The following is a 22832-nucleotide window of genomic DNA, read 5'->3' on the forward strand; positions in this document are numbered from 1 at the left end:
GAAATGGTGGAGTCCATCGCCCGTGTGCGACACATCCGCGTGACCCCTCAGAAGGCTCGTCGTGTCGTTGCCCTCATCAAGGGCAAGCAGGCCGAGGAGGCCCTGGCCATCCTCAAGTTCGCACCGCAGGGTGCGAGTGAGCCGATCTACAAGCTCGTCGCCTCGGCGATCGCGAACGCTCGCGTGAAGGCCGACAAGGACGGCGAGTACCTGGACGACCAGGACCTGTACGTGAAGAACGCGTACGTGGACGAGGGCACGACGCTCAAGCGTTTCCAGCCCCGTGCCCAGGGTCGTGCATTCCAGATCAAGAAGCGCACGAGCCACATCACGGTCGTGCTGTCGACGCCCGAGGTCGCCGAGACCGCGGGCGGCGCCGAGACCAAGAAGGCGAGCAAGTAATGGGACAGAAAGTCAACCCGTACGGCTTCCGCCTCGGCATCACCACCGACCACGTGTCGCGGTGGTTCTCCGACTCGACGAAGCCCGGCCAGCGCTACGCCGACTACGTCGCCGAGGACATCAAGATCCGTCAGCTGCTGCAGAAGCAGCTCGACCGTGCCGGCGTGAGCAACATCGAGATCGAGCGCACGCGTGACCGCGTCCGCGTCGACATCCACACCGCGCGTCCGGGCATCGTCATCGGTCGCCGTGGCGCCGAGGCCGAGCGCATCCGCGGCGACCTCGAAAAGCTCACCGGCAAGCAGATCCAGCTGAACATCCTCGAGGTCAAGAACCCCGAGACCGACGCTCAGCTGGTCGCCCAGGGCATCGCCGAGCAGCTCGCCGCCCGTGTGGCCTTCCGCCGCGCGATGCGCAAGGGCCTGCAGGGCGCGCAGCGTGCCGGAGCCAAGGGTGTCCGCATCCAGGTGTCGGGCCGCCTCGGCGGCGCCGAGATGAGCCGCTCGGAGTTCTACCGCGAAGGCCGTGTGCCCCTGCACACCCTCCGCGCGAACATCGACTACGGCTTCTACGAGGCCAAGACCACCTTCGGTCGCATCGGCGTGAAGGTCTGGATCTACAAGGGCGATCTCACCAACAAGGAACTGGCGCGCGAGCAGGCGGCTCAGAAGCCGTCGCGCGAGCGCGGTGACCGCCGCCGTGGCCCCCGCAACGAGGCCCCGGTCGCAGAAGGAGCGTCGGCGTAATGCTCATCCCCCGCAAGGTCAAGTACCGCAAGCAGCACCACCCCAAGCGCGGTGGCCAGGCCACCGGTGGCACCAAGGTGTCCTTCGGTGAGTACGGCATCCAGGCCCTGACGCCCGCCTACGTGACCAACCGTCAGATCGAGTCCGCTCGTATCGCCATGACGCGTCACATCAAGCGTGGCGGAAAGGTGTGGATCAACATCTACCCCGACCGACCGCTGACCAAGAAGCCGGCCGAAACCCGCATGGGTTCCGGTAAGGGTTCGCCGGAGTGGTGGGTCGCAAACGTCAAGCCGGGCCGGGTCCTCTTCGAGGTCTCGGGCGTCGACGAGGAACTGGCTCGTGAGGCGCTGACCCGCGCAATCCACAAGCTGCCGCTGAAGGCACGCATCATCAAGCGCGAGGAGGGCGACGCGTAATGGCGATCGGCACCAAGACGCTCGCGACCAGCGAGCTGGACACGTTCGAAGACCAGCGCCTCGTCGAGGAGCTGCGCAAGGCCAAGGAAGAGCTGTTCAACCTGCGCTTCCAGTCGGCCACCGGGCAGCTGGAGAGCCACGGCCGCATCCGTGCGGTCAAGCGCGACATCGCGCGGCTCTACACCGTGATCCGCGAGCGCGAGCTCGGCATCCGTGCCACGCCCGCGCCCGTCGAGACGAAGGCGAAGAAGAGCAAGGCCAAGAAGGCGGACACCGCCGAGGCCGCGAAGGAAGAGGCTGAGTGATGGCCACCACGAAGAAGGCAGCCGCCGAGGCCGCGGAGCAGGTTGCCGGCCACGAGCACGCCGAACACGACGTGCGTGACGCCGACGCCCGCGGGTACCGCAAGGCCCGCCGCGGCTACGTCGTCAGCGACAAGATGGACAAGACCATCGTCGTCGAGGTCGAGGACCGCGTGAAGCACCCGCTCTACGGCAAGGTCATGCGCCGCACCTCGAAGGTGAAGGCCCACGACGAAGAGAACACCGCCGGCGTCGGCGACCTCGTCGTCATCAACGAGACGCGTCCGCTGAGCGCCACCAAGCGCTGGCGTCTCGTGGAGATCCTGGAGAAGGCAAAGTGATTCAGAACGAGTCCCGGCTGAAGGTCGCCGACAACACCGGCGCCAAAGAGCTGCTGACGATCCGCGTGCTGGGTGGGTCCAACCGCCGCTACGCGGGCCTGGGCGACACCATCGTCGCCACGGTCAAGGACGCCATCCCCGGCGGAAACGTCAAGAAGGGCGACGTGGTCAAGGCCGTCGTCGTCCGCACCGTCAAGCACACCCGTCGTCCCGACGGGTCGTACATCAAGTTCGACGAGAACGCCGCCGTGATCCTGAAGACCGACGGGGAGCCCCGCGGCACCCGTATCTTCGGGCCGGTCGGCCGTGAGCTTCGCGACAAGAAGTTCATGAAGATCGTCTCGCTCGCCCCGGAGGTCATCTGATCATGGCGAACATCAAGAAGGGCGACCTGGTTCAGGTCATCTCGGGCGCCAAGCCCGAGCGCGGCGGCGACCGCGGCAAGCAGGGCAAGGTCCTCGAGGTCCTTGTCGAGCAGAACCGCGTCATCGTCGAGGGCGTGAACTACGTCACCAAGCACAGCCGCGTGGGCCAGTCCCAGCGCGGCACCAAGACGGGCGGCATCGAGACGATGGAAGCCCCGATCCACATCTCCAACGTCGCCGTCGTCGACCCCGAGACCAAGAAGCCGACCCGCGTCGGCCACCGGGTCGAGGAGCAGGTCAAGGACGGCGTCAAGCGCACGGTCCGCGTGCGCTACGCGAAGAAGTCAGGCAAGGACCTCTGAACATGAGCACCGCCACTGCCGCTGAGACTGGCAAAATCCAGCCTCGCCTGAAGCAGAAGTACAACACCGACATCAAGAAGGCCCTGCAGGAGGAGTTCGGCTACGCGAACGTCATGCAGATCCCCGGTCTGGTGAAGGTCGTCGTGAACACCGGCGTCGGCGAGGCAGCTCGCGACAGCAAGGTGATCGACGGTGCGGTCGAGGACCTCACCAAGATCACCGGTCAGAAGCCGGTCGTCACCAAGGCCCGCAAGTCGATCGCGCAGTTCAAGCTGCGCGAAGGACAGGCCATCGGCGCGCACGTCACCCTCCGCGGTGACCGCGCGTGGGAGTTCGTCGACCGTCTGGTCAACCTCGCTCTGCCCCGCATCCGCGACTTCCGCGGTCTGTCGGGCAAGCAGTTCGACGGCAACGGCAACTACACGTTCGGCCTCCAGGAGCAGTCGGTGTTCCACGAGATCGACCAGGATCGTATCGACCGCGTCCGCGGCTTCGACATCACGGTCGTGACCTCGGCGAAGACCGACGACGAGGGCCGCGCTCTCCTGCGCCACCTCGGCTTCCCGTTCCGCACGGACGACGCCCAGGCGTGACTTACCCCGTGGGCCCGGGACTTCCGGGCCCACACACCACCACAGGTCGGCCGTCGTGTAACGGCGTACGAAACCTGGTGACAGAAAGAAGCAATCCATGACGATGACAGACCCGGTCGCAGACATGCTGACCCGTCTGCGCAACGCGAACTCGGCACACCACGACTCCGTGTCGCTGCCGAGCTCGAAGCTCAAGACCCACATCGCCGAGATCCTCAAGCAGGAGGGCTACATCTCCGGCTGGGCCGTCGAGGACGCCCGCGTCGGTCAGACCCTGACCCTCACGCTCAAGTACGGCCCCAACCGCGAGCGTTCCATCGCGGGTATCAAGCGCGTGTCCAAGCCCGGCCTGCGCGTGTACGCCAAGTCGACCGAGATCCCCACGGTGCTCGGCGGCCTCGGCGTCGCCATCCTGTCCACCTCCTCCGGTCTTCTCACCGACCGCCAGGCCGAATCGAAGGGCGTGGGTGGGGAAGTCCTCGCCTACGTGTGGTGATCTGACATGTCGAGAATCGGACGTCTTCCCATCGACATCCCCGCCGGAGTGACCGTTTCGGTCGACGGCCGCGATGTCTTCGTCAAGGGCCCCAAGGGTGAACTGAGCGTCACCATCGCCCGACCCATCGAAGTCGCCGTCGAGGAGAACCAGGTCATCGTGACCCGTCCCGACGACGAGCGCGAGTCTCGGTCGCTCCACGGCCTGACCCGCACCCTCATCAACAACAACATCATCGGTGTCACCCAGGGCTACTCCAAGGGCCTCGAGGTCGTCGGTACCGGATACCGCGTGCAGCAGAAGGGGTCGAACATCGAGTTCGCCCTCGGCTTCTCGCACCCCGTCCTGGTCGAGCCGCCGGCAGGCATCACGTTCACGGTCGAAGGCAACAACAAGGTCACCGTGAGCGGAATCGACAAGCAGGCCGTCGGCGAGACGGCTGCCAACATCCGCAAGATCCGCAAGCCCGAGCCTTACAAGGGCAAGGGTGTGCGTTACGCGGGCGAGGTTGTCCGCCGCAAGGCCGGAAAGGCTGGTAAGTAAGCATGGCTGTGAAGTCGAAGAACGTCGCCCGTGCGCGTCGTCACGCCCGCCTTCGCAAGAAGATCGTCGGCACCGAGGTGCGTCCGCGCCTGGTCGTGACCCGCTCGGCACGCCACGTGTTCGTCCAGGTCGTCGACGACGGCAAGGGCCACACGGTCGCGTCCGCGTCCACGCTCGAGTCGGATCTGCGCTCGTTCGACGGTGACAAGACCGCCAAGGCGCGCAAGGTCGGCGAGCTCGTCGCCGAGCGCGCGAAGGCCGCCGGTGTCGAGGAAGTCGTGTTCGACCGTGGCGGCAACCGCTACGCCGGCCGCGTCGCCGCGATCGCCGACGGTGCCCGCGAGGGAGGGCTGAACCTGTGAGTGACAACAAGGAGACCGAAGTGACCGCCACCGAGCAGGCCGCGCCCGAGCAGGCCGCTGCCGAGGCGCCGCAGACCGAGCGCGAGCCGCGCGAAGGCCGCCGCGGCGGTCGCGAGCGCAACAACAACCGCGACCGCGGTTCGCGTGACCGGGGCGACAACCAGTTCCTCGAGCGCGTCGTCACCATCAACCGCGTCTCGAAGGTCGTCAAGGGTGGTCGTCGCTTCAGCTTCACCGCGCTCGTCGTCGTCGGCGACGGAAACGGTGTGGTCGGCGTCGGCTACGGCAAGGCCCGTGAGGTGCCCCTGGCGATCTCGAAGGGTGTCGAAGAGGCCAAGCGCAACTTCTTCCGCGTTCCCCGCTCGGCCTCGACCATCCCGCACCCGGTGCAGGGTGAGGCCGCAGCCGGTGTGGTGCTCCTGCGCCCGGCCGCTGCCGGTACCGGTGTCATCGCCGGTGGTCCGGTGCGTGCCGTGCTCGAGTGCGCCGGCATCCACGACGTGCTGTCGAAGTCGCTCGGCTCGTCGAACACGATCAACATCGTCCACGCGACGGTGGAGGCCCTGAAGCAGCTCGAGGAGCCCCGCGCGGTCGCCGCGCGTCGTGGCCTCGAGTTCGACCAGGTCGCCCCCGCCCGTCTCGTGCGTGCGGAGGCCGAGGCCGCCGCCACTGCGAAGGCTGGTGCATGATGGCCGCACGTCTGAAGGTGACCCAGGTCAAGTCCAAGGTGAGCGAGAAGCAGAACCAGCGTGACACGCTGCGCAGCCTCGGTCTCAAGCGGATCGGCGACACCGTCGTCCGCCCCGACGACGCGCAGACGCGCGGCTACGTCAAGACCGTCGCCCACCTCGTGAAGGTTGAGGAGATCGACTGATGGCTGAGAACGACAAGGTCGAAGCCGAGAAGGCTCCGGCGAAGAAGACGGCCAAGCCGGCCGCGAAGAAGTCCGCCAAGCCCGCCGAGACCGAGGCTGCCGCCTCGCGCCCCGGTGTGCTGAAGGTCCACCACCTGCGTCCGGTCCCCGGCGCCCACACCGCCAAGACCCGCGTCGGTCGTGGTGAGGGCTCGAAGGGTAAGACCGCCGGTCGTGGCACCAAGGGCACGAAGGCGCGCTACCAGGTGCGCCCCGGCTTCGAGGGTGGCCAGATGCCGCTGCACATGCGCACCCCGAAGCTGCGTGGGTTCAAGAACCCGTTCCGCGTCGAGTACCAGGTCGTGAACCTGAGCAAGCTCGCGGAACTGTACCCGCAGGGCGGTGACGTCACCGTGAGCGACCTGGTCGCCAAGGGTGCCGTCCGCAAGAACGAGAAGGTCAAGGTGCTCGGCACCGGCGACATCTCGGTGGCCCTCACCGTCGACGTCGACAAGGTCTCCGGCTCGGCCGAGCAGAAGATCGTCGCCGCGGGCGGGTCGATCAAGTAAGTCCCTGACGGGGGTCGGAGGTCACTCCGGCCCCCGTTCGGCTACCCTGGGTAGCGGCGTGCCCGTGTGCCGCCTCGCATTCCCACCTGGAGGCATCGTCTTGTTCAGCGCCATCGCGCGGGTCTTCCGCACCCCCGACCTACGGCGGAAGATCGCGTTCACCCTCGCGATCATCGCCATCTACCGTCTGGGTGCGCACATCCCGGCACCGTTCGTGGACTTCCCGAACATCCAGGAGTGCCTGCAGATCACCGGCACGACCGAGGGGCTCCTCTCGCTCGTGAACCTGTTCTCCGGCGGCGCGCTGTTGCAGTTGTCGATCTTCGCGCTGGGCGTCATGCCCTACATCACCGCGACGATCATCGTGCAGCTGTTGCGGGTGGTCATCCCGCACTTCGAGACCCTCTACAAGGAGGGCCAGTCGGGGCAGGCCAAGCTGACGCAGTACACGCGCTATCTGACGATCGCCCTGGCGCTGCTGCAGTCGACGACCCTCGTCACGGTCGCACGCAGCGGTCAGCTGTTCGGCGTCACCGACGTCGCCGCCTGCCAGCAGGTGCTCACCAACGACGTGTGGTGGGCGCAGCTGCTCATGATCATCACCATGACCGCCGGCACGGGCCTCATCATGTGGTTCGCCGAGCTGGTCACCGAGCGCGGCATCGGCAACGGCATGTCGCTGCTGATCTTCACCTCCATCGCCGCGGCCTTCCCCGCCTCGATGTGGGCGATCGCCACCTCGCAGGGCTTCGAGGTCTTCTTGCTGGTGCTCGCCGTCGGCATCGTCGTGGTCGCCCTCGTCGTCTTCGTCGAACAGTCGCAGCGGCGCATCCCCGTGCAGTACGCCAAGCGCATGGTCGGTCGGCGCACGTACGGCGGCACGAACACCTACATCCCGATCAAGGTCAACATGGCCGGCGTGGTGCCCGTCATCTTCGCTTCGTCGCTGTTGTACATCCCGGCCCTCATCGCGCAGTTCAACCAGCCGCAGGCCGGCGAGGAAGCGGCACCGTGGGTGGCGTGGATCGCACAGTACTTCACCACGGGTGACTCGCCGATCTACATGGCGACCTACTTCCTGCTGATCGTCGGATTCACATACTTCTACGTCGCCATCACCTTCAACCCGGTCGATGTCGCCGACAACATGAAGAAGTACGGCGGATTCATCCCCGGCATCCGCGCCGGTCGCCCCACGGCCGAGTACCTCGACTACGTGCTCACCCGCATCACGCTGCCCGGCTCGATCTACCTCGGTCTGATCGCGTTGCTGCCGCTGATCGCGCTGGCCACGGTCGGGGCCAACCAGAACTTCCCGTTCGGCGGTGCGTCGATCCTCATCATCGTCGGTGTCGGTCTCGAAACCGTGAAGCAGATCGACGCTCAGCTTCAGCAGCGTCACTACGAAGGGCTCCTCCGATGACGGACCAGACCGCTCGACTTCTGATCGTGGGCCCGCAGGGCTCCGGGAAGGGCACGCAGGGCGTGCGTATCGCCGAAGCCTTCGGCATCCCTGCCATCTCGACCGGCGACATGTTCCGCGCCGCGGTCGCGGCCGGCACCGATCTGGGAAACCAGGTCAAGACCCTCATCGAGGCGGGGAACCTCGTTCCCGACGAGCTCACCAGCGCCGTCGTCGCCGACCGCCTGGCGCAGGAGGACGCGGCCGACGGTTTCCTCCTGGACGGTTACCCGCGCAACCTCGGCCAGGTCGCCGACCTCGACGCGTTCCTGGAGGCGCGCGGCGAGAAGATCGACGCGGTCATCGAGCTGAACGTGCCCCGTGAGGAGAGCATCGCCCGCCTCACCCAGCGGGCGCAGGAGCAGGGGCGTACCGATGACACCGAAGAGGTCATCGCGAACCGTCTCGGCATCTACGAGCGCGAGACGGCGCCCATCCTCGGTGTGTACCGCGAGCGCGGGGCCGTCGACACGATCGACGGGGTGGGATCTCTCGACGAGATCACCGAGCGCATCGTCGCGGCACTCGAGCAGCGCGGCCTCACACGGCGCGCGCTGGCCTGACGTGTCGCGGTCGCTGATCCCCGGTCGCCGTTCCCCCTACAAGACCCCCGCGCAGCTGCGCTCGATGATCGAGCCCGGCCGCATCACCTCAGACGCCCTCGCGGCCGTCCGTGCGCTGATCGCCCCCGGGGTCACCACGGGCGAACTCGACGCCGCCGCGTCCGAGGTCATCACCTCGCGCGGGGCGAAATCGAACTTCCAGATGGTGCGCGGCTACCGGCACACCATCTGCGCGTCGGTCAACGAGCAGGTCGTGCACGGCATCCCCGGTGACCGCGTGCTCGAACCCGGTGACATCGTCTCCATCGACGCCGGGGCGGAATACCGCGGCTGGAACGGAGACTCGGCGTTCACCGTGGTCATCCCCGATCCCGCGCGCCCCGACCTCGTCGCCGCCCGCGAAGAGCTGTCGCGCGTGACGCAGGGTTCCCTGTGGGCCGGGATCGCGGCGATGTCGACGGCGAAGCACATCGGGGAGATCGGCGCGGCGATCCAGGCCTACATCGAAGCCCAGGGCGAGTACGGCATCCTGCGCGAGTACGTCGGACACGGCATCGGGCGGAAGATGCATGAATCGCCGTCGGTGTTCAACTACCGCGTCGCCGACCCCGGGCCCGAGGTGCGTCCGGGACTCGTGCTGGCGATCGAGCCGATGGTGGTCGCCGGCAGTGACGTCACGTTCGTCGAGGACGACGGCTGGACCGTCTCAACGGTCGACGGCATGGCCGGCTCACATTGGGAACATAGCGTCGCCCTGCATGATGGCGGGGTGTGGGTGCTCACGGCGCCCGACGGCGGGGCGGAGGGCCTCGCTCCGTTCGGTGTCACACCCCGAGAGATCGCATAGGAAGAGGAACGCAGCATGATGGCAGCGAGCGCGAAGCAGACCAACTGGTTCGCCGTGTGGGTCAGCGTCGTGGTCGTGGCGGTGCTCGTCGTCGTGACCGCGCTGGTGGTGTGGATGAACAGTGCCGCCACCGATCCGGGTGAGCCCCCGCAGGGATCCGGCATCAACCAGGAGACCGGCGCGATCGTCGTCGGCGACGGTGAGCAGAGCCTGGACGAGTACATCGACTTCATGTGCCCCATCTGCGGTCAGTTCGAAGAGGTCTACGGGGACGCGATCCTCGATCTCGTCGATGACGGCACGATCACGCTCAACATCCACCCCATCTCGATCCTCGACCGCTTCTCGCAGGGCACCGAGTACTCGACCCGGGCGGCCAACGCGATGTACTGCGTCGCCGAAGCCGACCCCGACGCGGCGGTGCCGTTCATGCAGGCGCTGTTCGCCGGTCAGCCGGCGGAGAACACCGAGGGCCTGTCGGATGACGAGCTCCTCGCCGTGGCCGAAGGTGTCGGCGTGACGGGCATCGACGCGTGCGTGACCGAGGGCGAGTACACCGACTACGTCACCGCGATGACCCAGAACACCCCGGTCCAGCCGGGCAACTCCGGCATCGCGACGCCGACCGTCGAGGTCAACGGCGAGGTCATCGCCAACTCCGAGCTGCCCGAGCCCGAGAACCTGGCCTCGCTCTTCGACTGACCGCGCAGCCCGGGTCGATAAACGCCGAACGCCCCGAGAAACCACGCATCGCCGGGTTTCTCGGGGCGTTTCGCATTCATCGCCACCGGCCGTCGGCGCGTCGGGTCGCGAGCGTGGCGAGCATCGCCGCGTGCTCCGCCCGCTCCGGACGAAGGCCCGCTGCGTGCAGTTTGCGGCGCAGCGGTGTCACCGCGAGCGCGTCCGCTCGATCCCATCGTGCGAAGCCGTCGCACTGCCGCCGGAGGCGGTCTTCGCGTCGTTTCTCGGCGACGATGGCTCTCACTGCTTCGGGGGCCTCGCTTGCGGCGTACTTGCCGTATCCGTCGGACTCGCCGATGGCGCGGGCGCGCGGGAAGAAGAAGTCGACGCGGTCGTCGAAGCCTTCGCTCGAAAACCAGCGCTGCAGTTCCGGGGCCTCGAACCCCGACCATTCGATCACCGCGCGGCTGATCGATTCGCCGGGCGACTCAGACCGAGGATCGGCCCGGTCCACCGCCCAGAGGACCTGGTCGCGGCGGCGCGGGTTCGCCCGCGACTCGGCGAGGGCCCGCATATGCGAGCGGTCCGCGGCATCCGAGCGGAGCGGAGCGATCGCGGCGTCCGCAACCGCCAGAGCGAACGCCGGCGTGAGAACGCGCAGCAGGTCGAGGGTCGTGTCGGCCACCGACGTGACGCTGATCACGCCGCTACGGATCATTCTCGGGTCTTCGCTGGTGTGGACGGCCACGTCTCCGAAGCGACGCGAGCGCGACCGTTCGGGGTCGTACACGTGGATGTCGGCGGGTTCGCCGAAGATCGGCAGACCGAGGAGCGCTGCAGCGGACTCGAAAGCGAAGACGGTTCCCGGTCGGCGGGCGGCCACGGCGTGCACGCGAGCGAGATAGCGGTCCCACGGCGCAAGCCCGTGCCAGAGCCGACGTTCCGCGTAGACGCCGGTGCGGACGCGGATGAAGTCCTGGTCGGCACGCACGCGCAACCTCCCGGTGTCGAACGCGCGTGCGCAATGGAGGGGAACGGGCGACGGTCGCAGGAGGGAAGTGGAGTCCGGCATATGCCGACACTGCCGGTTCGGCGCATCCCCTCGTGCTCGGGGTGGCCGTCGTCGGGGATCCGCCAACGGCGACGGCGGTTGGGGAGGAATCGTCGACACACCCGGATCGGCGCGAGGCATCGCGCAATGCGGGGTTTGTCCCGGCGAACCGGGTTTATCGCGGGCTCGCCGGGGGCGGGGACGGTCGCGGGCGGGTTCGGGCCCCCGGGGAGCGGATGGGGGAGCGGGGCAGCGTCGTGCGTAGTTGTGTGGGCGGGCAATACCACGTATGCTCGTTCTTTGGTGCGTTGCGCCTGTCGTGGCGTGTCCACGCACCGAACCCCATCACCGCAGACCGACCGGCTGCACGGGGCGTCAACATGGCCTGTGGCCGTGGGGCTGCCCCGGGCGCGCGAGCTGCACGAGCGATAGTGAGTTTATGGCGAAGAAAGACGGTGTCATCGAGATCGAGGGCGTCATCTCCGAGGCGCTACCCAACGCGATGTTCCGCGTTGAGCTGACCAACGGGCACAAGGTGCTGGCCACGATCTCCGGAAAGATGCGGCAGAACTACATCCGCATCATCCCCGAAGACCGCGTCGTCGTCGAACTCAGCCCGTACGACCTCACGCGGGGTCGGATCGTGTACCGCTACCGCTGAGCCGGTCGAGAAGTAACGGCCCGGAGCGCGGCGAACCCCGCGTGCCGCGGCACGAAGACAGCGAACAAGGAAAAGAAAAATGAAGGTCAACCCCAGCGTCAAGCCGATCTGCGACCACTGCAAGGTCATCCGTCGCAACGGCCGCGTCATGGTCATCTGCAAGTCCAACCCGCGTCACAAGCAGCGCCAGGGCTGAGGCAGTACCACCACGGACAACTGAACACACCTCTACGGCAGGATCAGAACCCGCAAGGGGGACACCTCGGGGCGGAGGCCCGGGCACCGATCCTGCTCCACACCTCCACGACACTCCTTTGGAGATGACATGGCACGTCTGGCCGGAGTCGACATCCCGCGCGACAAGCGCGTGGTGATCGCTCTCACGTACATCTACGGCATCGGCCGTACCCGTTCCGCCGAGATCCTCGCTTCGACCGAGATCGACGGGAACATCCGCGTCAAGGACCTCACCGACGACCAGCTCGTCGCGCTCCGCGACTTCATCGAGGGCACCTACAAGGTCGAGGGTGACCTCCGCCGCGAGGTGGCCGCCGACATCCGCCGCAAGGTCGAGATCGGCTCCTACGAAGGCCTGCGTCACCGCCGTGGCCTGCCCGTGCGCGGCCAGCGCACGAAGACGAACGCTCGCACCCGCAAGGGCCCGAAGCGCACCGTCGCCGGTAAGAAGAAGGCCCGCTAAGGCGCGCTGCAAGGTTTAGAGGAGAACACTCATGGCACAGGCCAAGACCGCTGCGCGCAAGCCGCGCCGCAAGGAAAAGAAGAACATCGCGCTGGGCCAGGCCCACATCAAGTCGACGTTCAACAACACGATCGTCTCGATCACCGACCCCTCGGGCGCCGTCATCAGCTGGGCCTCCTCCGGTGGCGTCGGCTTCAAGGGTTCGCGCAAGTCGACCCCGTACGCCGCAGGTATGGCCGCCGAGGCCGCCGCGCGTCAGGCACAGGACCACGGCGTGAAGAAGGTCGACGTGTTCGTGAAGGGCCCGGGTTCGGGCCGCGAGACCGCGATCCGCTCGCTGCAGGCCGCCGGCCTCGAGGTGGGGTCCATCCAGGACGTCACCCCGCAGGCGCACAACGGCTGCCGCCCCCCGAAGCGCCGCCGCGTCTGAGTTTGCCGCACCCGGGTTCCGGTGCGTGGGTACGCCCGCGCATCGGCCCGGGATTCGGTCGTTTTCACGACGGACCGCCACATGCGGGCCGTCCCACAACTCAACAACTCAACCAGCAAGTGTCATATAGCGGGCACTTAGCCGAAAGGAACACATAGTGCTCATCGCACAGCGTCCCACCCTGAACGAGGAGAAGATCGGGGAGTTCCGCAGCCGCTTCGTCATCGAGCCGCTCGAGCCCGGCTTCGGTTACACGATCGGCAACGCGCTGCGTCGCAGCCTGCTCTCGTCGATCCCCGGCGCGGCCGTCACCGGTATCCGCATCGACGGCGTCCTGCACGAGTTCAGCACCATCCCGGGTGTGAAGGAAGATGTCACCGAGATCATCCTGAACATCAAGCAGCTGGTCGTGTCGAGTGAGCGCGACGAGCCGATCACCGCGTACCTGCGCAAGACGGGTTCGGGCGAGGTCACCGCCGCCGACATCTCGGCACCGGCCGGCGTCGAGGTGCACAACCCGGAGCTGGTCATCGCGACCCTCAACGACACCGCGAAGTTCGAGCTCGAGCTGACCATCGAGCGTGGCCGCGGCTACGTGTCGGCGAACCAGAACCGCAACGAGTACGCCGAGGCCGGTCAGATCCCGGTCGACTCGATCTACTCGCCGGTCCTCAAGGTCAGCTACCGCGTCGACGCCACCCGTGCCGGTGAGCGCACCGACTTCGACAAGCTCGTCCTGGATGTCGAGACCAAGCCCTCGATCGCCCCGCGCGACGCCGTCGCGTCGGCGGGCCGCACCCTCACCGAGCTGTTCGGTCTCGCCCGCGAGCTGAACGTCGAGGCCGAGGGCATCGAGATCGGCCCGGCGCCGGTCGCCGAGGTCGCCTCGAACGAGCTGTCGATGCCGATCGAGGACCTCGATCTGTCGGTGCGTTCGTACAACTGCCTGAAGCGTGAAGGCATCAACACGGTCAGCGAACTGGTCGCCCTGTCGGAGACCCAGCTGATGAACATCCGCAACTTCGGTCAGAAGTCGGTCGACGAGGTGCGCGACAAGCTCGTCTCGCTCGGCCTTTCGCTCAAGGACTCGGTCCCCGGGTTCGACGGCGCGCACTTCTACGCCGGCTACGACGAAGAAAACGCCTGAGCCGCACGGCGGCCGGACTGACCGGCCACCGTTTCCGACCGACTTTTCCCACCTGGAGTAATTGAGAAATGCCCAAGCCCACGAAGGGTCCCCGCCTCGGAGGCGGCCCCGCACACGAGCGTCTGATGCTTGCGAACCTCGCCGCGGCGTTGTTCACCCACAAGTCGATCAAGACCACCGAGACCAAGGCGAAGCGCCTCCGTCCGCTGGCCGAGCGTCTGATCACGTTCGCCAAGCGCGGTGACCTGCACGCCCGTCGTCGCGTGCAGTCGATCATCGGTGACAAGGAAGTCGTGCACATCCTGTTCGCCGAGATCGCACCGCTGGTCGCCGAGCGTGAGGGCGGCTACACCCGCATCACCAAGGTCGGCAACCGCAAGGGTGACAACGCTCCCATGGCCGTGATCGAGCTCGTCCTCGAGCCGGTCACGCCGAAGGCGAAGAACACCAAGAAGACCGCCGCGCCGGTCGCCGAGGAGACCCCGGCCGAGGAGACCCCGGCCGAGGAGACCCCGGCCGAGGAGACCCCGGCCGAGGCTCCCGCCGACGAGGCCGGCGCCGAGTCGACCGAGGAGGGCGAAGCCGCCGAGGCCGCCGCCGAGGACGCCGACACCACGAAGTGACGCCCGCCGGCTCTGCCGGATCATCGCAGCCGGAAGGCCCGCCACCCGCGAGGGGGCGGGCCTTCCGTCGTTACGCGCTCGGTTTGACCGGCCCCGGGGGTGCCCGCGTACCGTGGGGAGGTGGCCGATCAGACCCTGAACCACCGTGTGTCCGCCCCCGAGACCCTCGCACCCGTCGCGCATCCCGACGTGGCGTGGCGATCCCCGACCCCCGAGGACATCGACGCGATCCACGCGGCGCTCGTGTCCGCCGACGAAGTCGACCACCCGACGTGGGCCTTCGCCCGCGGGGACGTGGAGGACTGGTTCGAGCTGCCGCAGACGACCGCCGAGGACCTGCTGGTCGGGGAGACGCCCGAGGGGCGCATCGTCGCCGTGGGTGCCGCGATCAAGCAGGAGGACACCTCGCTCGAGGTGCGGGTGAGTCTGCAGGGCGCAGTCGTGCCCGACATGCGCCGCCGCGGACTGGGCACCATCGTGGGACGGTGGCAGTACGACCGGGCCCTCCAGTTGCTCGCGGCCGAAACGGAGGCGACCGTCGACGGCGTCATCGAGCAGTATGTCCACGAGAACGACCCGGGCGCCGCCGCCATCGCCGGAGCGCTCGGGATGACGGTGGGCCGCTGGTTCGTCGTCATGGAGCGCGACCTCACCGAGCCGGTCTTCGAGGTCGAGGGTGACATCGAGGCCGGGGTGGACCTCGTGCCGCTGACCGCCGACCGCGTCGACGATGTGCGCCTGGCCCGAAACGACGCCTTCCGTGACCACTGGGGCAGCGTGCCGTACTCGGAGGAGTACTGGGGGTCGTTCACCGGGTCGGAACACTTCAGCCTCGAGCTGTCGACGGTGGCCGTCATCGACGGCGAGGTCGCGGCGTTCTGCCTCGTGACCGTCAACGAGGAGAACTGGGAGCGCCGCGGACTGCCCTACGCCTACATCGAGTACGTCGGCGTCGTGCGGGCCCACCGGGGCAAGGGGCTCGCGCCGCGCGTGATCCGTCGGACGCTGCGGGCGATGGCCGCCAGCGGCCTCAAGGCCACGCAGCTCGATGTCGACACCGACAGCCCGACCGGCGCGAACACCCTCTACGAGAGCCTCGGGTTCGTCGAGCGCGATCGCGAGCAGGTCTTCACCCGCCACTATTGAGCGTGAGCCGCTGTGCGCGCGTGTGGCGGGGCATAGAGTGTGCGGGTGAGTCAGACCCCGTCCGCCGCCGGTGCGCCGCTCAGCGCGCGCGTGACGGCTCCGCAGCACCTGTCACACCCGACCCATCCTGACGTTGCGGTGTGGAGAGGGGCGACGGCGGCCGATATCGACGCGGTGCACGCGGTGATCGCCGCGGCGGATCGTGTCGACCATCCGACGTGGGTGACACCGCGGGAGGACGTCGCCGACACGTTCGCCCTCGCGGACGTCGATCATCTCACCGACACGGCCCTCGCTTTCTCGGCCGACGGGGAACCCGTCGCGGTGGGATCGGTGATGCGGCACCCGGACACATCCGTGGCGGTCAAGATCCACCTCAGTGGTGCGGTGCATCCGCAGTGGCGCCGTCGGGGTCTGGGCGCGCGGTTGATGGCCTGGCAGCAGACCCGTGCACGCCAGATGCTGGCCGCGTGCGAAGGCGCCGTGCCGGGCGAGGTGCACGTGTACGCGCACGACGGCGACGACGGGACCGTCGTGCTCGCCGAGCGTGCCGGGATGGTCACCGGACGCTGGTTCACGACCATGGAGCGCCACATGTCGCATCCGATCCCGGAGCTCGGCGTTGCGGAGGGCGTGACCCTCGTGGGCTTCGACCCCGCGCGCGACGAGGCGACGCGTCATGCCCGCAACGACGCCTTCCGCGACCATTGGGGGAGCCTTCCGACGCCGCCGGAGCGGTGGGCGCAATTCACCGGCGGGGCATTCCTGCGACGCGACCTGTCGACCCTGGCGGTGATCGACGGTGAGGTGGCGGCGTTCTGCCTGGCATCGGTCAACGAGGACGACTGGGTCGCCCTGGGTGCCACCCACAGCTACATCGACCTCATCGGCGTGGTCCGCGCGCACCGCGGCCGCCGCCTCGCGCCGCTGGTGATCACCCGCACCCTGTCGGCCATCGCGACCGCCGGGCTCGAGCGGGCGGTCCTGGATGTGGACACGGCCAGTCCCACGGGGGCGAACTCGCTCTATGAAGGCCTGGGTTTCGTGGCGACCGAACGCGACCGCGTCTTCGTCGCCCACTTCTGAGTCCTCCGGTGCCGCCCGCTACCGTGGCACCATCGGCGGGCCGTCGCTGTGCTCCTCACGGAACGCGCGCAGCTGCTCGCCGTAGCGTCTCACCGCGCGTTCGTACTCGGCGCGTTCGATGCCGGCCGCGACCGCTTCGGCGTACACGTCGCCGCCGCGGTGACCCGGGTGGATGCGGTCGCCGGCCAGCAGGTCGGTGTGCGGGGCGATCGCGCCGTTCCAGTCGGCGATGCTCACGCCGGCGTGCGTGGCGGCGAAACCCCGCAGCGTGTCGTTGACCCCGCCGATCCAGTCGCGCGGCGCGTAGGCGTTGACGAGCACGAGGCGTCGGTCGGGCCCGGTGATCTCGACCATCTCCTCGAGCGTCTCGCGGTCGACGGGGCCGTTGGTGCCGAGCCCCACGACGACCACCGGTCGCAGTCGTCCCTCGTCGGCGAGGGTGCGGAGGATGCCCGGACCCGCCCAGGCCGACCGCGACTCCGCGGCGTCGACGACGATGTCGGGGAACTCCGCGAGCAGGGACGGGGCGGACGCGAGCATGACCGAGTCCCCGACGGCGACGATCTCCTCGCCCGAGACCGGGGTGGGTGACGGGGTCGGGACGCCGCCGGGTGTCTGTCCGGGCGTGGGGGCGGCGGTCGGCTCGGCGGGCGTCGGTGACGGGGTGGCCGTCTTTGCGGCCAGTGCGGCGGCGCCGGCTTCGACGGCCGCCTGCCCCGAGGAGACGGCGGGCGCGGCGGCGAGGGCCGCACCGGTGCCCGCGAGGAGGACGGCACCGGCGGCGAGACCCGCGAGTGCCGGAAGCCGGCGTGCCGCGCGGGCGCGAAGCGAGGCTCCGAAACGGTCGAGGGTGCCCCGGAATCCGAAGCGGCGCACCGGCGTCTCGACGACGCGGTGGGAGAGCTCGGCCAGCGACAGGGTCAGCGCGAGAGCGAGGAGGCCGATCCCGCCCGGCACGCCGGCGTCGGGCCCCGTGCCCTCGAACGCGGCCAGCAGCAGCACGAGCAATGGCCAGTGCCACAGGTAGATCCCATAGGAGCGCTCGCCCACCCAGCGCAGCGGTGCGATGTCGAGAGCGCGCCCGAAGCGCGACCCGGGCCACGCGGCGACGAGGATCGCCACCGCGGCGCACACGCTTCCCGCGAGCAGGGCTCCCGGGAATGTCGTGGTGGTGTCGCCGGCGGGAAGGGACGCGACGACGAGGACCCCCAGCAGGGCGGCGACGCCCGCGGCGGTCGTGGTGCCGCCGACCGCCCCCGAGCGGGCCCACGTCGGGACGGCGCGTGTGGCGAGGCGGTGCCGGAGTGGCGGGACGGCGAACGCGAGCGCGATGCCCAGCAGGATGCCGAATGCGTGGCTGTCGGTGCCGAAGTAGGCGCGGGTGAGGTCGTCGCCGGATCCGACGAGCAGCCCCATCCACACCGCTGACGCCGCAGCGAGCACCACTGTCGCGGCGACCCGGGCCCGGGTGCGGCGGATCAGAAGGAACAGGGGAAGCACGAGCGGCCATACGAGGTAGAACTGTTCCTCGACCGCGAGAGACCAGAAGTTGCGGAACAGCTCGGGGGTCGCGGCGGAGAAGTACCCGGTGCCTCCGGCGACGGCGATCCAGTTGTAGCTGAAGGTGAACGCACCGACCACTTGTGCGCCCAGGCGCACCAGAACGTCGCCGCCGACCATCCACGCCGCCGTGGCGCACACGGTGACCACCAGGGTCAGGGCCGGCAGGAGGCGTCGGGCGCGACGGCGCCAGAAGTCTGCCAGAGACACCCGGCCCGTCGCCCGACGTTCCCGCAGGAGGAGGCTCGTGATCAGGAACCCGCTGATGACGAAGAAGACGTCGACGCCGACGAAGCCGCCGGCGAAGATCGTGCCGGGGAACAGGTGGTACACCACGACCGACGTCACGGCGACGGCCCGGAGGCCGTCCAGACCTGCGAACCGGGTCCGGGGCGCGGTCGAGGGGGTGTGTGGTGCGGTGGTCATCGATTCCGGGAGGGAGAGGCGGCCTGCGGGGCGAGGGGGACACGTCAGTGTACGACTCCGGGGCGGGAAGTGGCCGAGCATCGGTGGGGGAGCCGCGGCGTAGGCTGAGGCCGTGCGAATCCGGCTCGACATCGCCTATGACGGCACGCATTTCCGCGGGTGGGCGCGCCAGCCCGGGCTCCGCACCGTGCAGGGGGAGATCGAGGGGGCCCTCGCGCGCGTGCTCGGGGGAGAACCGCGTCTGGTGGTCGCCGGCCGGACCGACGCCGGCGTGCACGCGTCGGGCCAGGTCGCCCACGTCGACCTCGACCCGGTGCAGACCGAGCGGATGCTCTCCGGTCGGGCACGCACACCGCACGGCGACCCGGTCGGGGTGCTCGCGGGCCGTCTACGGGGGGTGCTCGGCGCGTACTCCGATGTGACCGTGATCGCGACCCGCGCGGCACCGGAGGGCTTCGACGCGCGCTTCTCGGCGGTGTGGCGTCGCTACGCCTACCGGATCGCCGACCACGAGAGCGGATACGACCCGCTCGAGCGGTTGCGCACCACATCGGTCCGGGCCGCCCTCGACGCCGACGCGATGGACGAGGCGGCGCGATCCCTCGTCGGGCTCCATGACTTCGCGGCCTATTGCAAGCCGCGGGAGGGGGCGACCACCATCCGCACCCTGCTCGAATTCGATTGGGCCCGCGACGACGACGGCGTTCTCGTCGCGAACGTGAAGGCGGATGCGTTCTGCCACAGCATGGTGCGCGCGCTCGTCGGCGGGTGCGTCGCGGTCGGGGAGGGGCGACTGTCGGTGCCGGATCTGGCGGCGATCCGCGACGGTCTCGCGCGCGTTCCCGAGGTGAAGGTGCTCGCGGCACGCGGTCTGACCCTCACCGGGGTGGGGTATCCGGCCGATGATCTGTTGGCCGCCCGGGCGGTGCAGACCCGAAACCGTCGCGACGTCGACTGACCACGCGAACGGGGCGGTGCGTGCCTATTCGCCGGGCTGGAAGATCGCGACCGTGAGGGTGTCGCTCGCGGTCTGCTTGGCGTACTCCTTCGAGGTGGGCGTGGTCTGCACGAGGAAGTCGTACGTGAACTGCAGTTGCACGTACGCGGTGTCCGCGGGGACCGCGCCGACGTTGAAGGTCTGCGAATAGCTGTACGGCGACAGGACGAGGTAGCCGGGGGAGACCGCCGACGTGTCGCTTTGCGGGTCGAGGGCACTCAGCGTCTCGCCGTCGCCGTCGTGGGCGACGGCGACCATCGTGGCGCTTTGCAGATAGACCTTCTGCCCGTCGTCGGGAGAGACCTCGGTGACCATGGAGATGCTGACCGGTTTGACCGCGTCTGCGGTCCACAGATCCATCGACAGGGTCGACCAGTAGTCGACGGTGGCCGTGACGGCGCCCGCGACCAGCTCGCGCTGCGTCGAGCCGCTGGAGAGGTCGTTGGGGACCGGGGCGGGCGCCGGGGATGCGGTGGAGGCGGTGGGGGAGGGGGTCGCGTCGCCGTCGCCGTACTCCCATGGGGCCGGGCCACATCCGGCGAGGGCCAGGGCGAGCCCGCCGGCGGCCACCGCCACCGCGGCGCGTCGTGCTGTCCTCATGCGTGGTTCCCCTCCGACGTGTTCTTCGGCCAGTCTACGAGAGGACCCGGCGGCGCCGACGCGCAGGGTGGCCGCTCCATCCTCAAGGCTCCCTCAAGGCAACCTCAAGAACCTCAAGACGGCGACATCGCGTGGTTGTCTTGATCATGTCGCGGGATTTCCTGCGACGCCGCCGGGGACCCGAACCCCGGCGGCACACTCGACCAGCTGGAGCGGAACATCGTGAGCATCTCGACATCGCCGGCCGTGCGCCGCATCTTCGCCGTGGGCGCGGCCGCCGGGCTGGCCGTCTCGCTCGCCGGCTGCACGCAGGTCGCGGAGGCGTTCAACGGGTTCCAGCAACCCGGCGCCGCCGAAGAGCCTGTCACCTACGCCAGCCCCACGCCCCTGGTGACCGAGGACATCGCCTTCGACTCCCTGTTCACGTATGACGGCTCGGTCTCGTTGTCCACCGACGTCGCCGACCAGCTCGAGCTGCGATTGGACGTGTGGGCGGCCGACCCGAAGCGCACCAGCGAGTGGGACACGGACAACGCGAAGACCTTCGGCTTCGCGGTGAACGTCTACGACCACTACGTCGATGAGAAGGCGGTGCTGACCGAGAAGCGTCGGGTGTACATCTCGTCGATCTCGATCAGCTCGCAGACCGCGCAGACCTCGGGACAGGTGCAGAGCCCCTTCCAGTTCAGCTCCGACCCGCGCACTCTGGTGCCCAGCGACACGCTCCGCTCCGACCGCGGCCTGCTGTTGAACAGTTTCCAGGGTGGTCTGCTGGTGCCGGAGACGACCATCAACCAGCTTCCGGCCGACACGTACGGCATCACCCTGGAATTCGCGATGACCATCGCGGTGGAGGGCGTCGCCGACGACGACGACTCCTTCTCACAGCAGACGGTGTACCAGTACCTGCCGATCGCGATATCCTCCGACGAAGTAGCCGAGCAGTGACGGCTGTGATGGGAACGATCATGACGGATGTCAACAGCCCCCGTGCGGTGGCGCCGCACGCGCCCGACTCGATCCTGCCGCGTGAGCCGGACCGCGAACCCGAAGCGGGCCCCGGGTTCGCGGACGATTTCTCGGCGGTTCTGGAGAACACGACCGGGCACCGCTCGACGATCGGATGCGTCATCCCGGCGTACAACGAGGAAGAGTCGATCGCCGACGTCATCCAGTCGCTGCTGGCGCAGACCCGCGTGCCGGATGTCATCCACGTCGTCGTCAACAACACCTCCGACGCCACCGTGCGGATCGCCTCCGAGTTCGCCGGCGCGCACGAGCTCGCGACCGAGATGGGTGAGCAGTTCACCGAGGTGTTCGTCCACGACATCGGCAAGAACCCCGACAAGAAGGTCGGCGCGCTCAACTACGGCTACTCGCTCGTGGAGGGCTACGACTACCTGCTCGGCGTCGACGGCGACACCACGGCGGACCCGCGCGCGGTGGAGTTCCTCGAGACCGAAGCCGTGTCGGACTCCCGCATCGGGGGTATCTCTGCGATCTATTCGATCGACGACCGCCCCATCAAAGGCCTGATCGGCAAGTGGCTCATCGCCGGGCAGCGCACCCAGTTCGCCGCGTTCAACCTGCAGAATCTGCTGCGCGGGCGCAACATGGCTGTGCTCGGCGGGCAGTTCTCGATCTTCTCGACCAACGCGCTGCGCGAGGTCATGCGACAGAACCACCAGTCGACACCGTGGGTGAAGGACAGCGAGGTGGAGGACTCGCTGCTGTCGCTGCAGATCAAGAGCGCCGGCTACCTCACCAAGATCAGCCCGTTCTCCCGCGCCGACGTGGGCGGGATGACCACCCTCCGCGGGTACGACGCCCAGCAGGTGAAGTGGACGTACGGTGCGATCGAGCTCATGTGGCCCGGTCAGCGCGGGGACACGAAGGGTCAGCCGTTCCACCCGAACCTGCGTCTGCGCTGGTTCGAGAACTTCGGCATGCTCACCAACCTGTTCGTGCGTGTGGCGTTCATCACACTGCTGGCCGCGTCGTTGTCGATCAACGCGTTCGTGTTCTCGGCGTGGTGGCTGATCCCGGTGCTCATGGCGGTGCTGCTGAACCTGCGTATCGCCTACACGATGGAGAACCGCACCACACGCGACGTGCTGTTCGCCGCACTGGTGTTCCCCGCGGAGATCTTCATGTGGATCCGTCTGAGCCACTTCCTACGGTCGTGGACGCGCTTCCTGTCGCGCAAGAAGGTCGACAACTGGGCGATGCAGGCCAAGGCGGAGAAGGGCGGCGGCAGTACGCACTGGATCCCGCTGATCCTGCTCCTGGCCGTCTTCATCGCGCTGGCGGTCATCTGGTCGATGCTCGACCCGGTGGTGCAGTCGACGATCCTGTGGATCGGGTGGCCGATCGTGGGTGTGGTGACGATCCTGCAGACGCTGCTGATGTTCTTCAAGCTGATCCGCCGTCACCAGGGATACAAGGTCTGACGGATAGACCGCCTTCGCACAGACGAGAAGAGCCCCGCATCCGCGCGGG

Annotated in this window: 32 protein-coding genes; 29 read left to right on the top strand and 3 right to left on the bottom strand. The window is 68.3% G+C overall.

All coding sequences use genetic code 11. From position 1 onward, the window contains the following. Positions 1-3 precede the first annotated feature (3 nt). The 18 genes from rplV (at position 4) to ABD204_RS06190 (ending at position 9927) form a co-directional block, all read left to right on the top strand. Positions 4-402 carry a 50S ribosomal protein L22 gene (gene rplV / locus ABD204_RS06105; RefSeq protein ID WP_194423762.1) on the top strand — a complete coding sequence of 133 codons (399 nt, stop codon included), beginning with the start codon at positions 4-6 and terminating at the stop codon, positions 400-402. Further along, positions 402-1148: a 30S ribosomal protein S3 gene (rpsC, locus tag ABD204_RS06110; RefSeq protein WP_194423764.1), complete on the top strand. Its 747-nt coding sequence runs from the start codon at positions 402-404 to the stop codon at positions 1146-1148. The genes rplV and rpsC overlap by 1 nt, the downstream gene beginning before the upstream one ends. Next, entirely contained in the window at positions 1148-1567 is a 420-nt protein-coding gene (gene rplP, locus ABD204_RS06115; RefSeq protein WP_194423765.1) for a 50S ribosomal protein L16, read from the top strand. Before rpsC ends, rplP begins: the two co-directional genes overlap by 1 nt. After that, positions 1567-1872 carry a 50S ribosomal protein L29 gene (gene rpmC / locus ABD204_RS06120; protein ID WP_194423766.1) on the top strand — a complete coding sequence of 102 codons (306 nt, stop codon included), beginning with the start codon at positions 1567-1569 and terminating at the stop codon, positions 1870-1872. The genes rplP and rpmC overlap by 1 nt, the downstream gene beginning before the upstream one ends. After that, positions 1872-2210, top strand: coding sequence for a 30S ribosomal protein S17 (gene rpsQ, locus ABD204_RS06125; RefSeq protein ID WP_194423767.1), 339 nt, complete (start codon positions 1872-1874; stop codon positions 2208-2210). The genes rpmC and rpsQ overlap by 1 nt, the downstream gene beginning before the upstream one ends. Then, entirely contained in the window at positions 2207-2575 is a 369-nt protein-coding gene (gene rplN / locus ABD204_RS06130; RefSeq protein WP_194423768.1) for a 50S ribosomal protein L14, read from the top strand. Before rpsQ ends, rplN begins: the two co-directional genes overlap by 4 nt. A gap of 2 nt (positions 2576-2577) precedes the next feature. Then, complete coding sequence (rplX, locus tag ABD204_RS06135) at positions 2578-2937, top strand: 50S ribosomal protein L24 (protein WP_194423769.1); 360 nt, start codon at positions 2578-2580, stop codon at positions 2935-2937. A gap of 2 nt (positions 2938-2939) precedes the next feature. Then, a complete protein-coding gene (rplE, locus tag ABD204_RS06140; protein WP_194423770.1) occupies positions 2940-3530 on the top strand; it encodes a 50S ribosomal protein L5 in 591 nt (196 codons plus the stop codon). Positions 3531-3627: 97 nt separating this feature from the next. After that, positions 3628-4026, top strand: a complete 399-nt coding sequence (gene rpsH / locus ABD204_RS06145; protein ID WP_194423771.1) for a 30S ribosomal protein S8 — start codon at positions 3628-3630, stop codon at positions 4024-4026. A gap of 6 nt (positions 4027-4032) precedes the next feature. After that, positions 4033-4569 (top strand): 50S ribosomal protein L6, encoded by a 537-nt coding sequence (gene rplF, locus ABD204_RS06150; protein ID WP_194423772.1) that lies wholly within the window; start codon positions 4033-4035, stop codon positions 4567-4569. Positions 4570-4571: 2 nt separating this feature from the next. Beyond that, a complete protein-coding gene (gene rplR, locus ABD204_RS06155; RefSeq protein WP_194423773.1) occupies positions 4572-4931 on the top strand; it encodes a 50S ribosomal protein L18 in 360 nt (119 codons plus the stop codon). Next, complete coding sequence (rpsE, locus tag ABD204_RS06160; RefSeq protein ID WP_194423774.1) at positions 4928-5620, top strand: 30S ribosomal protein S5; 693 nt, start codon at positions 4928-4930, stop codon at positions 5618-5620. The genes rplR and rpsE overlap by 4 nt, the downstream gene beginning before the upstream one ends. Next, on the top strand, positions 5620-5805 hold the full coding sequence (gene rpmD / locus ABD204_RS06165; protein ID WP_194424257.1) for a 50S ribosomal protein L30: 186 nt from the start codon (positions 5620-5622) through the stop codon (positions 5803-5805). Before rpsE ends, rpmD begins: the two co-directional genes overlap by 1 nt. Next, on the top strand, positions 5805-6353 hold the full coding sequence (gene rplO / locus ABD204_RS06170) for a 50S ribosomal protein L15 (protein WP_194423775.1): 549 nt from the start codon (positions 5805-5807) through the stop codon (positions 6351-6353). Before rpmD ends, rplO begins: the two co-directional genes overlap by 1 nt. Positions 6354-6453: 100 nt before the next feature. Next, positions 6454-7776, top strand: a complete 1323-nt coding sequence (gene secY, locus ABD204_RS06175) for a preprotein translocase subunit SecY (RefSeq protein WP_194423776.1) — start codon at positions 6454-6456, stop codon at positions 7774-7776. Continuing rightward, the gene (locus tag ABD204_RS06180) at positions 7773-8378 is read left to right on the top strand and encodes an adenylate kinase (protein ID WP_194423777.1); all 606 of its coding nucleotides are present in this window, start codon (positions 7773-7775) and stop codon (positions 8376-8378) included. Before secY ends, ABD204_RS06180 begins: the two co-directional genes overlap by 4 nt. Position 8379: 1 nt before the next feature. Beyond that, positions 8380-9225, top strand: a complete 846-nt coding sequence (map, locus tag ABD204_RS06185) for a type I methionyl aminopeptidase (RefSeq protein WP_409263976.1) — start codon at positions 8380-8382, stop codon at positions 9223-9225. Positions 9226-9240: 15 nt separating this feature from the next. Then, entirely contained in the window at positions 9241-9927 is a 687-nt protein-coding gene (locus ABD204_RS06190; RefSeq protein WP_241747785.1) for a DsbA family protein, read from the top strand. Between the two features lie 76 nt (positions 9928-10003). On the opposite strand, the gene ABD204_RS06195 is transcribed toward ABD204_RS06190, so the two are convergent. Then, complete coding sequence (locus ABD204_RS06195; protein ID WP_322597525.1) at positions 10004-10978, bottom strand: hypothetical protein; 975 nt, start codon at positions 10976-10978, stop codon at positions 10004-10006. A 418-nt stretch (positions 10979-11396) separates the two neighbouring features. Here ABD204_RS06195 and infA point away from each other — a divergent pair, with 418 nt between their 5' ends. From infA to ABD204_RS06235, 8 genes are all read left to right on the top strand, one after another. Then, positions 11397-11618: a translation initiation factor IF-1 gene (infA, locus tag ABD204_RS06200; RefSeq protein ID WP_028496510.1), complete on the top strand. Its 222-nt coding sequence runs from the start codon at positions 11397-11399 to the stop codon at positions 11616-11618. A 79-nt stretch (positions 11619-11697) separates the two neighbouring features. Then, positions 11698-11814: a 50S ribosomal protein L36 gene (gene rpmJ, locus ABD204_RS06205; RefSeq protein WP_055821300.1), complete on the top strand. Its 117-nt coding sequence runs from the start codon at positions 11698-11700 to the stop codon at positions 11812-11814. Between the two features lie 129 nt (positions 11815-11943). Continuing rightward, positions 11944-12318 (top strand): 30S ribosomal protein S13, encoded by a 375-nt coding sequence (gene rpsM, locus ABD204_RS06210; protein WP_194423779.1) that lies wholly within the window; start codon positions 11944-11946, stop codon positions 12316-12318. A gap of 31 nt (positions 12319-12349) precedes the next feature. After that, on the top strand, positions 12350-12748 hold the full coding sequence (gene rpsK / locus ABD204_RS06215) for a 30S ribosomal protein S11 (protein WP_071044935.1): 399 nt from the start codon (positions 12350-12352) through the stop codon (positions 12746-12748). A 157-nt stretch (positions 12749-12905) separates the two neighbouring features. Continuing rightward, positions 12906-13895 (top strand): DNA-directed RNA polymerase subunit alpha, encoded by a 990-nt coding sequence (locus ABD204_RS06220; protein WP_071044936.1) that lies wholly within the window; start codon positions 12906-12908, stop codon positions 13893-13895. Positions 13896-13963: 68 nt separating this feature from the next. After that, on the top strand, positions 13964-14518 hold the full coding sequence (rplQ, locus tag ABD204_RS06225; protein ID WP_194423780.1) for a 50S ribosomal protein L17: 555 nt from the start codon (positions 13964-13966) through the stop codon (positions 14516-14518). A gap of 120 nt (positions 14519-14638) precedes the next feature. Beyond that, entirely contained in the window at positions 14639-15664 is a 1026-nt protein-coding gene (locus ABD204_RS06230) for a GNAT family N-acetyltransferase (protein WP_194423781.1), read from the top strand. 45 nt (positions 15665-15709) lie between these two features. Beyond that, positions 15710-16750, top strand: coding sequence for a GNAT family N-acetyltransferase (locus ABD204_RS06235; RefSeq protein WP_194423782.1), 1041 nt, complete (start codon positions 15710-15712; stop codon positions 16748-16750). 18 nt (positions 16751-16768) lie between these two features. Here the strand turns inward: ABD204_RS06235 and ABD204_RS06240 are convergent, their stop codons facing one another. Beyond that, positions 16769-18736, bottom strand: a complete 1968-nt coding sequence (locus ABD204_RS06240; protein ID WP_194423783.1) for an acyltransferase family protein — start codon at positions 18734-18736, stop codon at positions 16769-16771. 112 nt (positions 18737-18848) lie between these two features. On the opposite strand from ABD204_RS06240, the gene ABD204_RS06245 reads away from it, so the two are divergent. Next, positions 18849-19694: a tRNA pseudouridine synthase A gene (locus tag ABD204_RS06245; RefSeq protein ID WP_194423784.1), complete on the top strand. Its 846-nt coding sequence runs from the start codon at positions 18849-18851 to the stop codon at positions 19692-19694. A 24-nt stretch (positions 19695-19718) separates the two neighbouring features. Here ABD204_RS06245 and ABD204_RS06250 read toward each other — a convergent pair whose 3' ends face one another. After that, a complete protein-coding gene (locus ABD204_RS06250) occupies positions 19719-20333 on the bottom strand; it encodes a hypothetical protein (protein ID WP_194423785.1) in 615 nt (204 codons plus the stop codon). 222 nt (positions 20334-20555) lie between these two features. On the opposite strand from ABD204_RS06250, the gene ABD204_RS06255 reads away from it, so the two are divergent. Together ABD204_RS06255 and ABD204_RS06260 are read left to right on the top strand one after the other, a co-directional pair. Beyond that, a complete protein-coding gene (locus ABD204_RS06255; RefSeq protein ID WP_322597526.1) occupies positions 20556-21281 on the top strand; it encodes a fructose 1,6-bisphosphatase in 726 nt (241 codons plus the stop codon). A gap of 20 nt (positions 21282-21301) precedes the next feature. Continuing rightward, positions 21302-22783: a glycosyltransferase family 2 protein gene (locus ABD204_RS06260; protein ID WP_194423786.1), complete on the top strand. Its 1482-nt coding sequence runs from the start codon at positions 21302-21304 to the stop codon at positions 22781-22783. Positions 22784-22832: the final 49 nt, after the last annotated feature.

The organism is Microbacterium aquimaris (assembly GCF_039531285.1).
Classification (GTDB): Bacteria; Actinomycetota; Actinomycetes; order Actinomycetales; family Microbacteriaceae; genus Microbacterium; species Microbacterium aquimaris.

Coding starts and splice junctions, on each gene's coding strand:
- rplV (WP_194423762.1), top strand. CDS start 4: ATGGTGGAGTCCATCGCCCGTGTGCGACACATCCGCGTGACCCCTCAG.
- rpsC (WP_194423764.1), top strand. CDS start 402: ATGGGACAGAAAGTCAACCCGTACGGCTTCCGCCTCGGCATCACCACC.
- rplP (WP_194423765.1), top strand. CDS start 1,148: ATGCTCATCCCCCGCAAGGTCAAGTACCGCAAGCAGCACCACCCCAAG.
- rpmC (WP_194423766.1), top strand. CDS start 1,567: ATGGCGATCGGCACCAAGACGCTCGCGACCAGCGAGCTGGACACGTTC.
- rpsQ (WP_194423767.1), top strand. CDS start 1,872: ATGGCCACCACGAAGAAGGCAGCCGCCGAGGCCGCGGAGCAGGTTGCC.
- rplX (WP_194423769.1), top strand. CDS start 2,578: ATGGCGAACATCAAGAAGGGCGACCTGGTTCAGGTCATCTCGGGCGCC.
- rplE (WP_194423770.1), top strand. CDS start 2,940: ATGAGCACCGCCACTGCCGCTGAGACTGGCAAAATCCAGCCTCGCCTG.
- rpsH (WP_194423771.1), top strand. CDS start 3,628: ATGACGATGACAGACCCGGTCGCAGACATGCTGACCCGTCTGCGCAAC.
- rplF (WP_194423772.1), top strand. CDS start 4,033: ATGTCGAGAATCGGACGTCTTCCCATCGACATCCCCGCCGGAGTGACC.
- rplR (WP_194423773.1), top strand. CDS start 4,572: ATGGCTGTGAAGTCGAAGAACGTCGCCCGTGCGCGTCGTCACGCCCGC.
- rpmD (WP_194424257.1), top strand. CDS start 5,620: ATGGCCGCACGTCTGAAGGTGACCCAGGTCAAGTCCAAGGTGAGCGAG.
- rplO (WP_194423775.1), top strand. CDS start 5,805: ATGGCTGAGAACGACAAGGTCGAAGCCGAGAAGGCTCCGGCGAAGAAG.
- ABD204_RS06180 (WP_194423777.1), top strand. CDS start 7,773: ATGACGGACCAGACCGCTCGACTTCTGATCGTGGGCCCGCAGGGCTCC.
- ABD204_RS06190 (WP_241747785.1), top strand. CDS start 9,241: ATGATGGCAGCGAGCGCGAAGCAGACCAACTGGTTCGCCGTGTGGGTC.
- ABD204_RS06195 (WP_322597525.1), bottom strand. CDS start 10,978: ATGCCGGACTCCACTTCCCTCCTGCGACCGTCGCCCGTTCCCCTCCAT.
- infA (WP_028496510.1), top strand. CDS start 11,397: ATGGCGAAGAAAGACGGTGTCATCGAGATCGAGGGCGTCATCTCCGAG.
- rpmJ (WP_055821300.1), top strand. CDS start 11,698: ATGAAGGTCAACCCCAGCGTCAAGCCGATCTGCGACCACTGCAAGGTC.
- rpsM (WP_194423779.1), top strand. CDS start 11,944: ATGGCACGTCTGGCCGGAGTCGACATCCCGCGCGACAAGCGCGTGGTG.
- rpsK (WP_071044935.1), top strand. CDS start 12,350: ATGGCACAGGCCAAGACCGCTGCGCGCAAGCCGCGCCGCAAGGAAAAG.
- rplQ (WP_194423780.1), top strand. CDS start 13,964: ATGCCCAAGCCCACGAAGGGTCCCCGCCTCGGAGGCGGCCCCGCACAC.
- ABD204_RS06240 (WP_194423783.1), bottom strand. CDS start 18,736: ATGACCACCGCACCACACACCCCCTCGACCGCGCCCCGGACCCGGTTC.
- ABD204_RS06250 (WP_194423785.1), bottom strand. CDS start 20,333: ATGAGGACAGCACGACGCGCCGCGGTGGCGGTGGCCGCCGGCGGGCTC.
- ABD204_RS06260 (WP_194423786.1), top strand. CDS start 21,302: ATGACGGATGTCAACAGCCCCCGTGCGGTGGCGCCGCACGCGCCCGAC.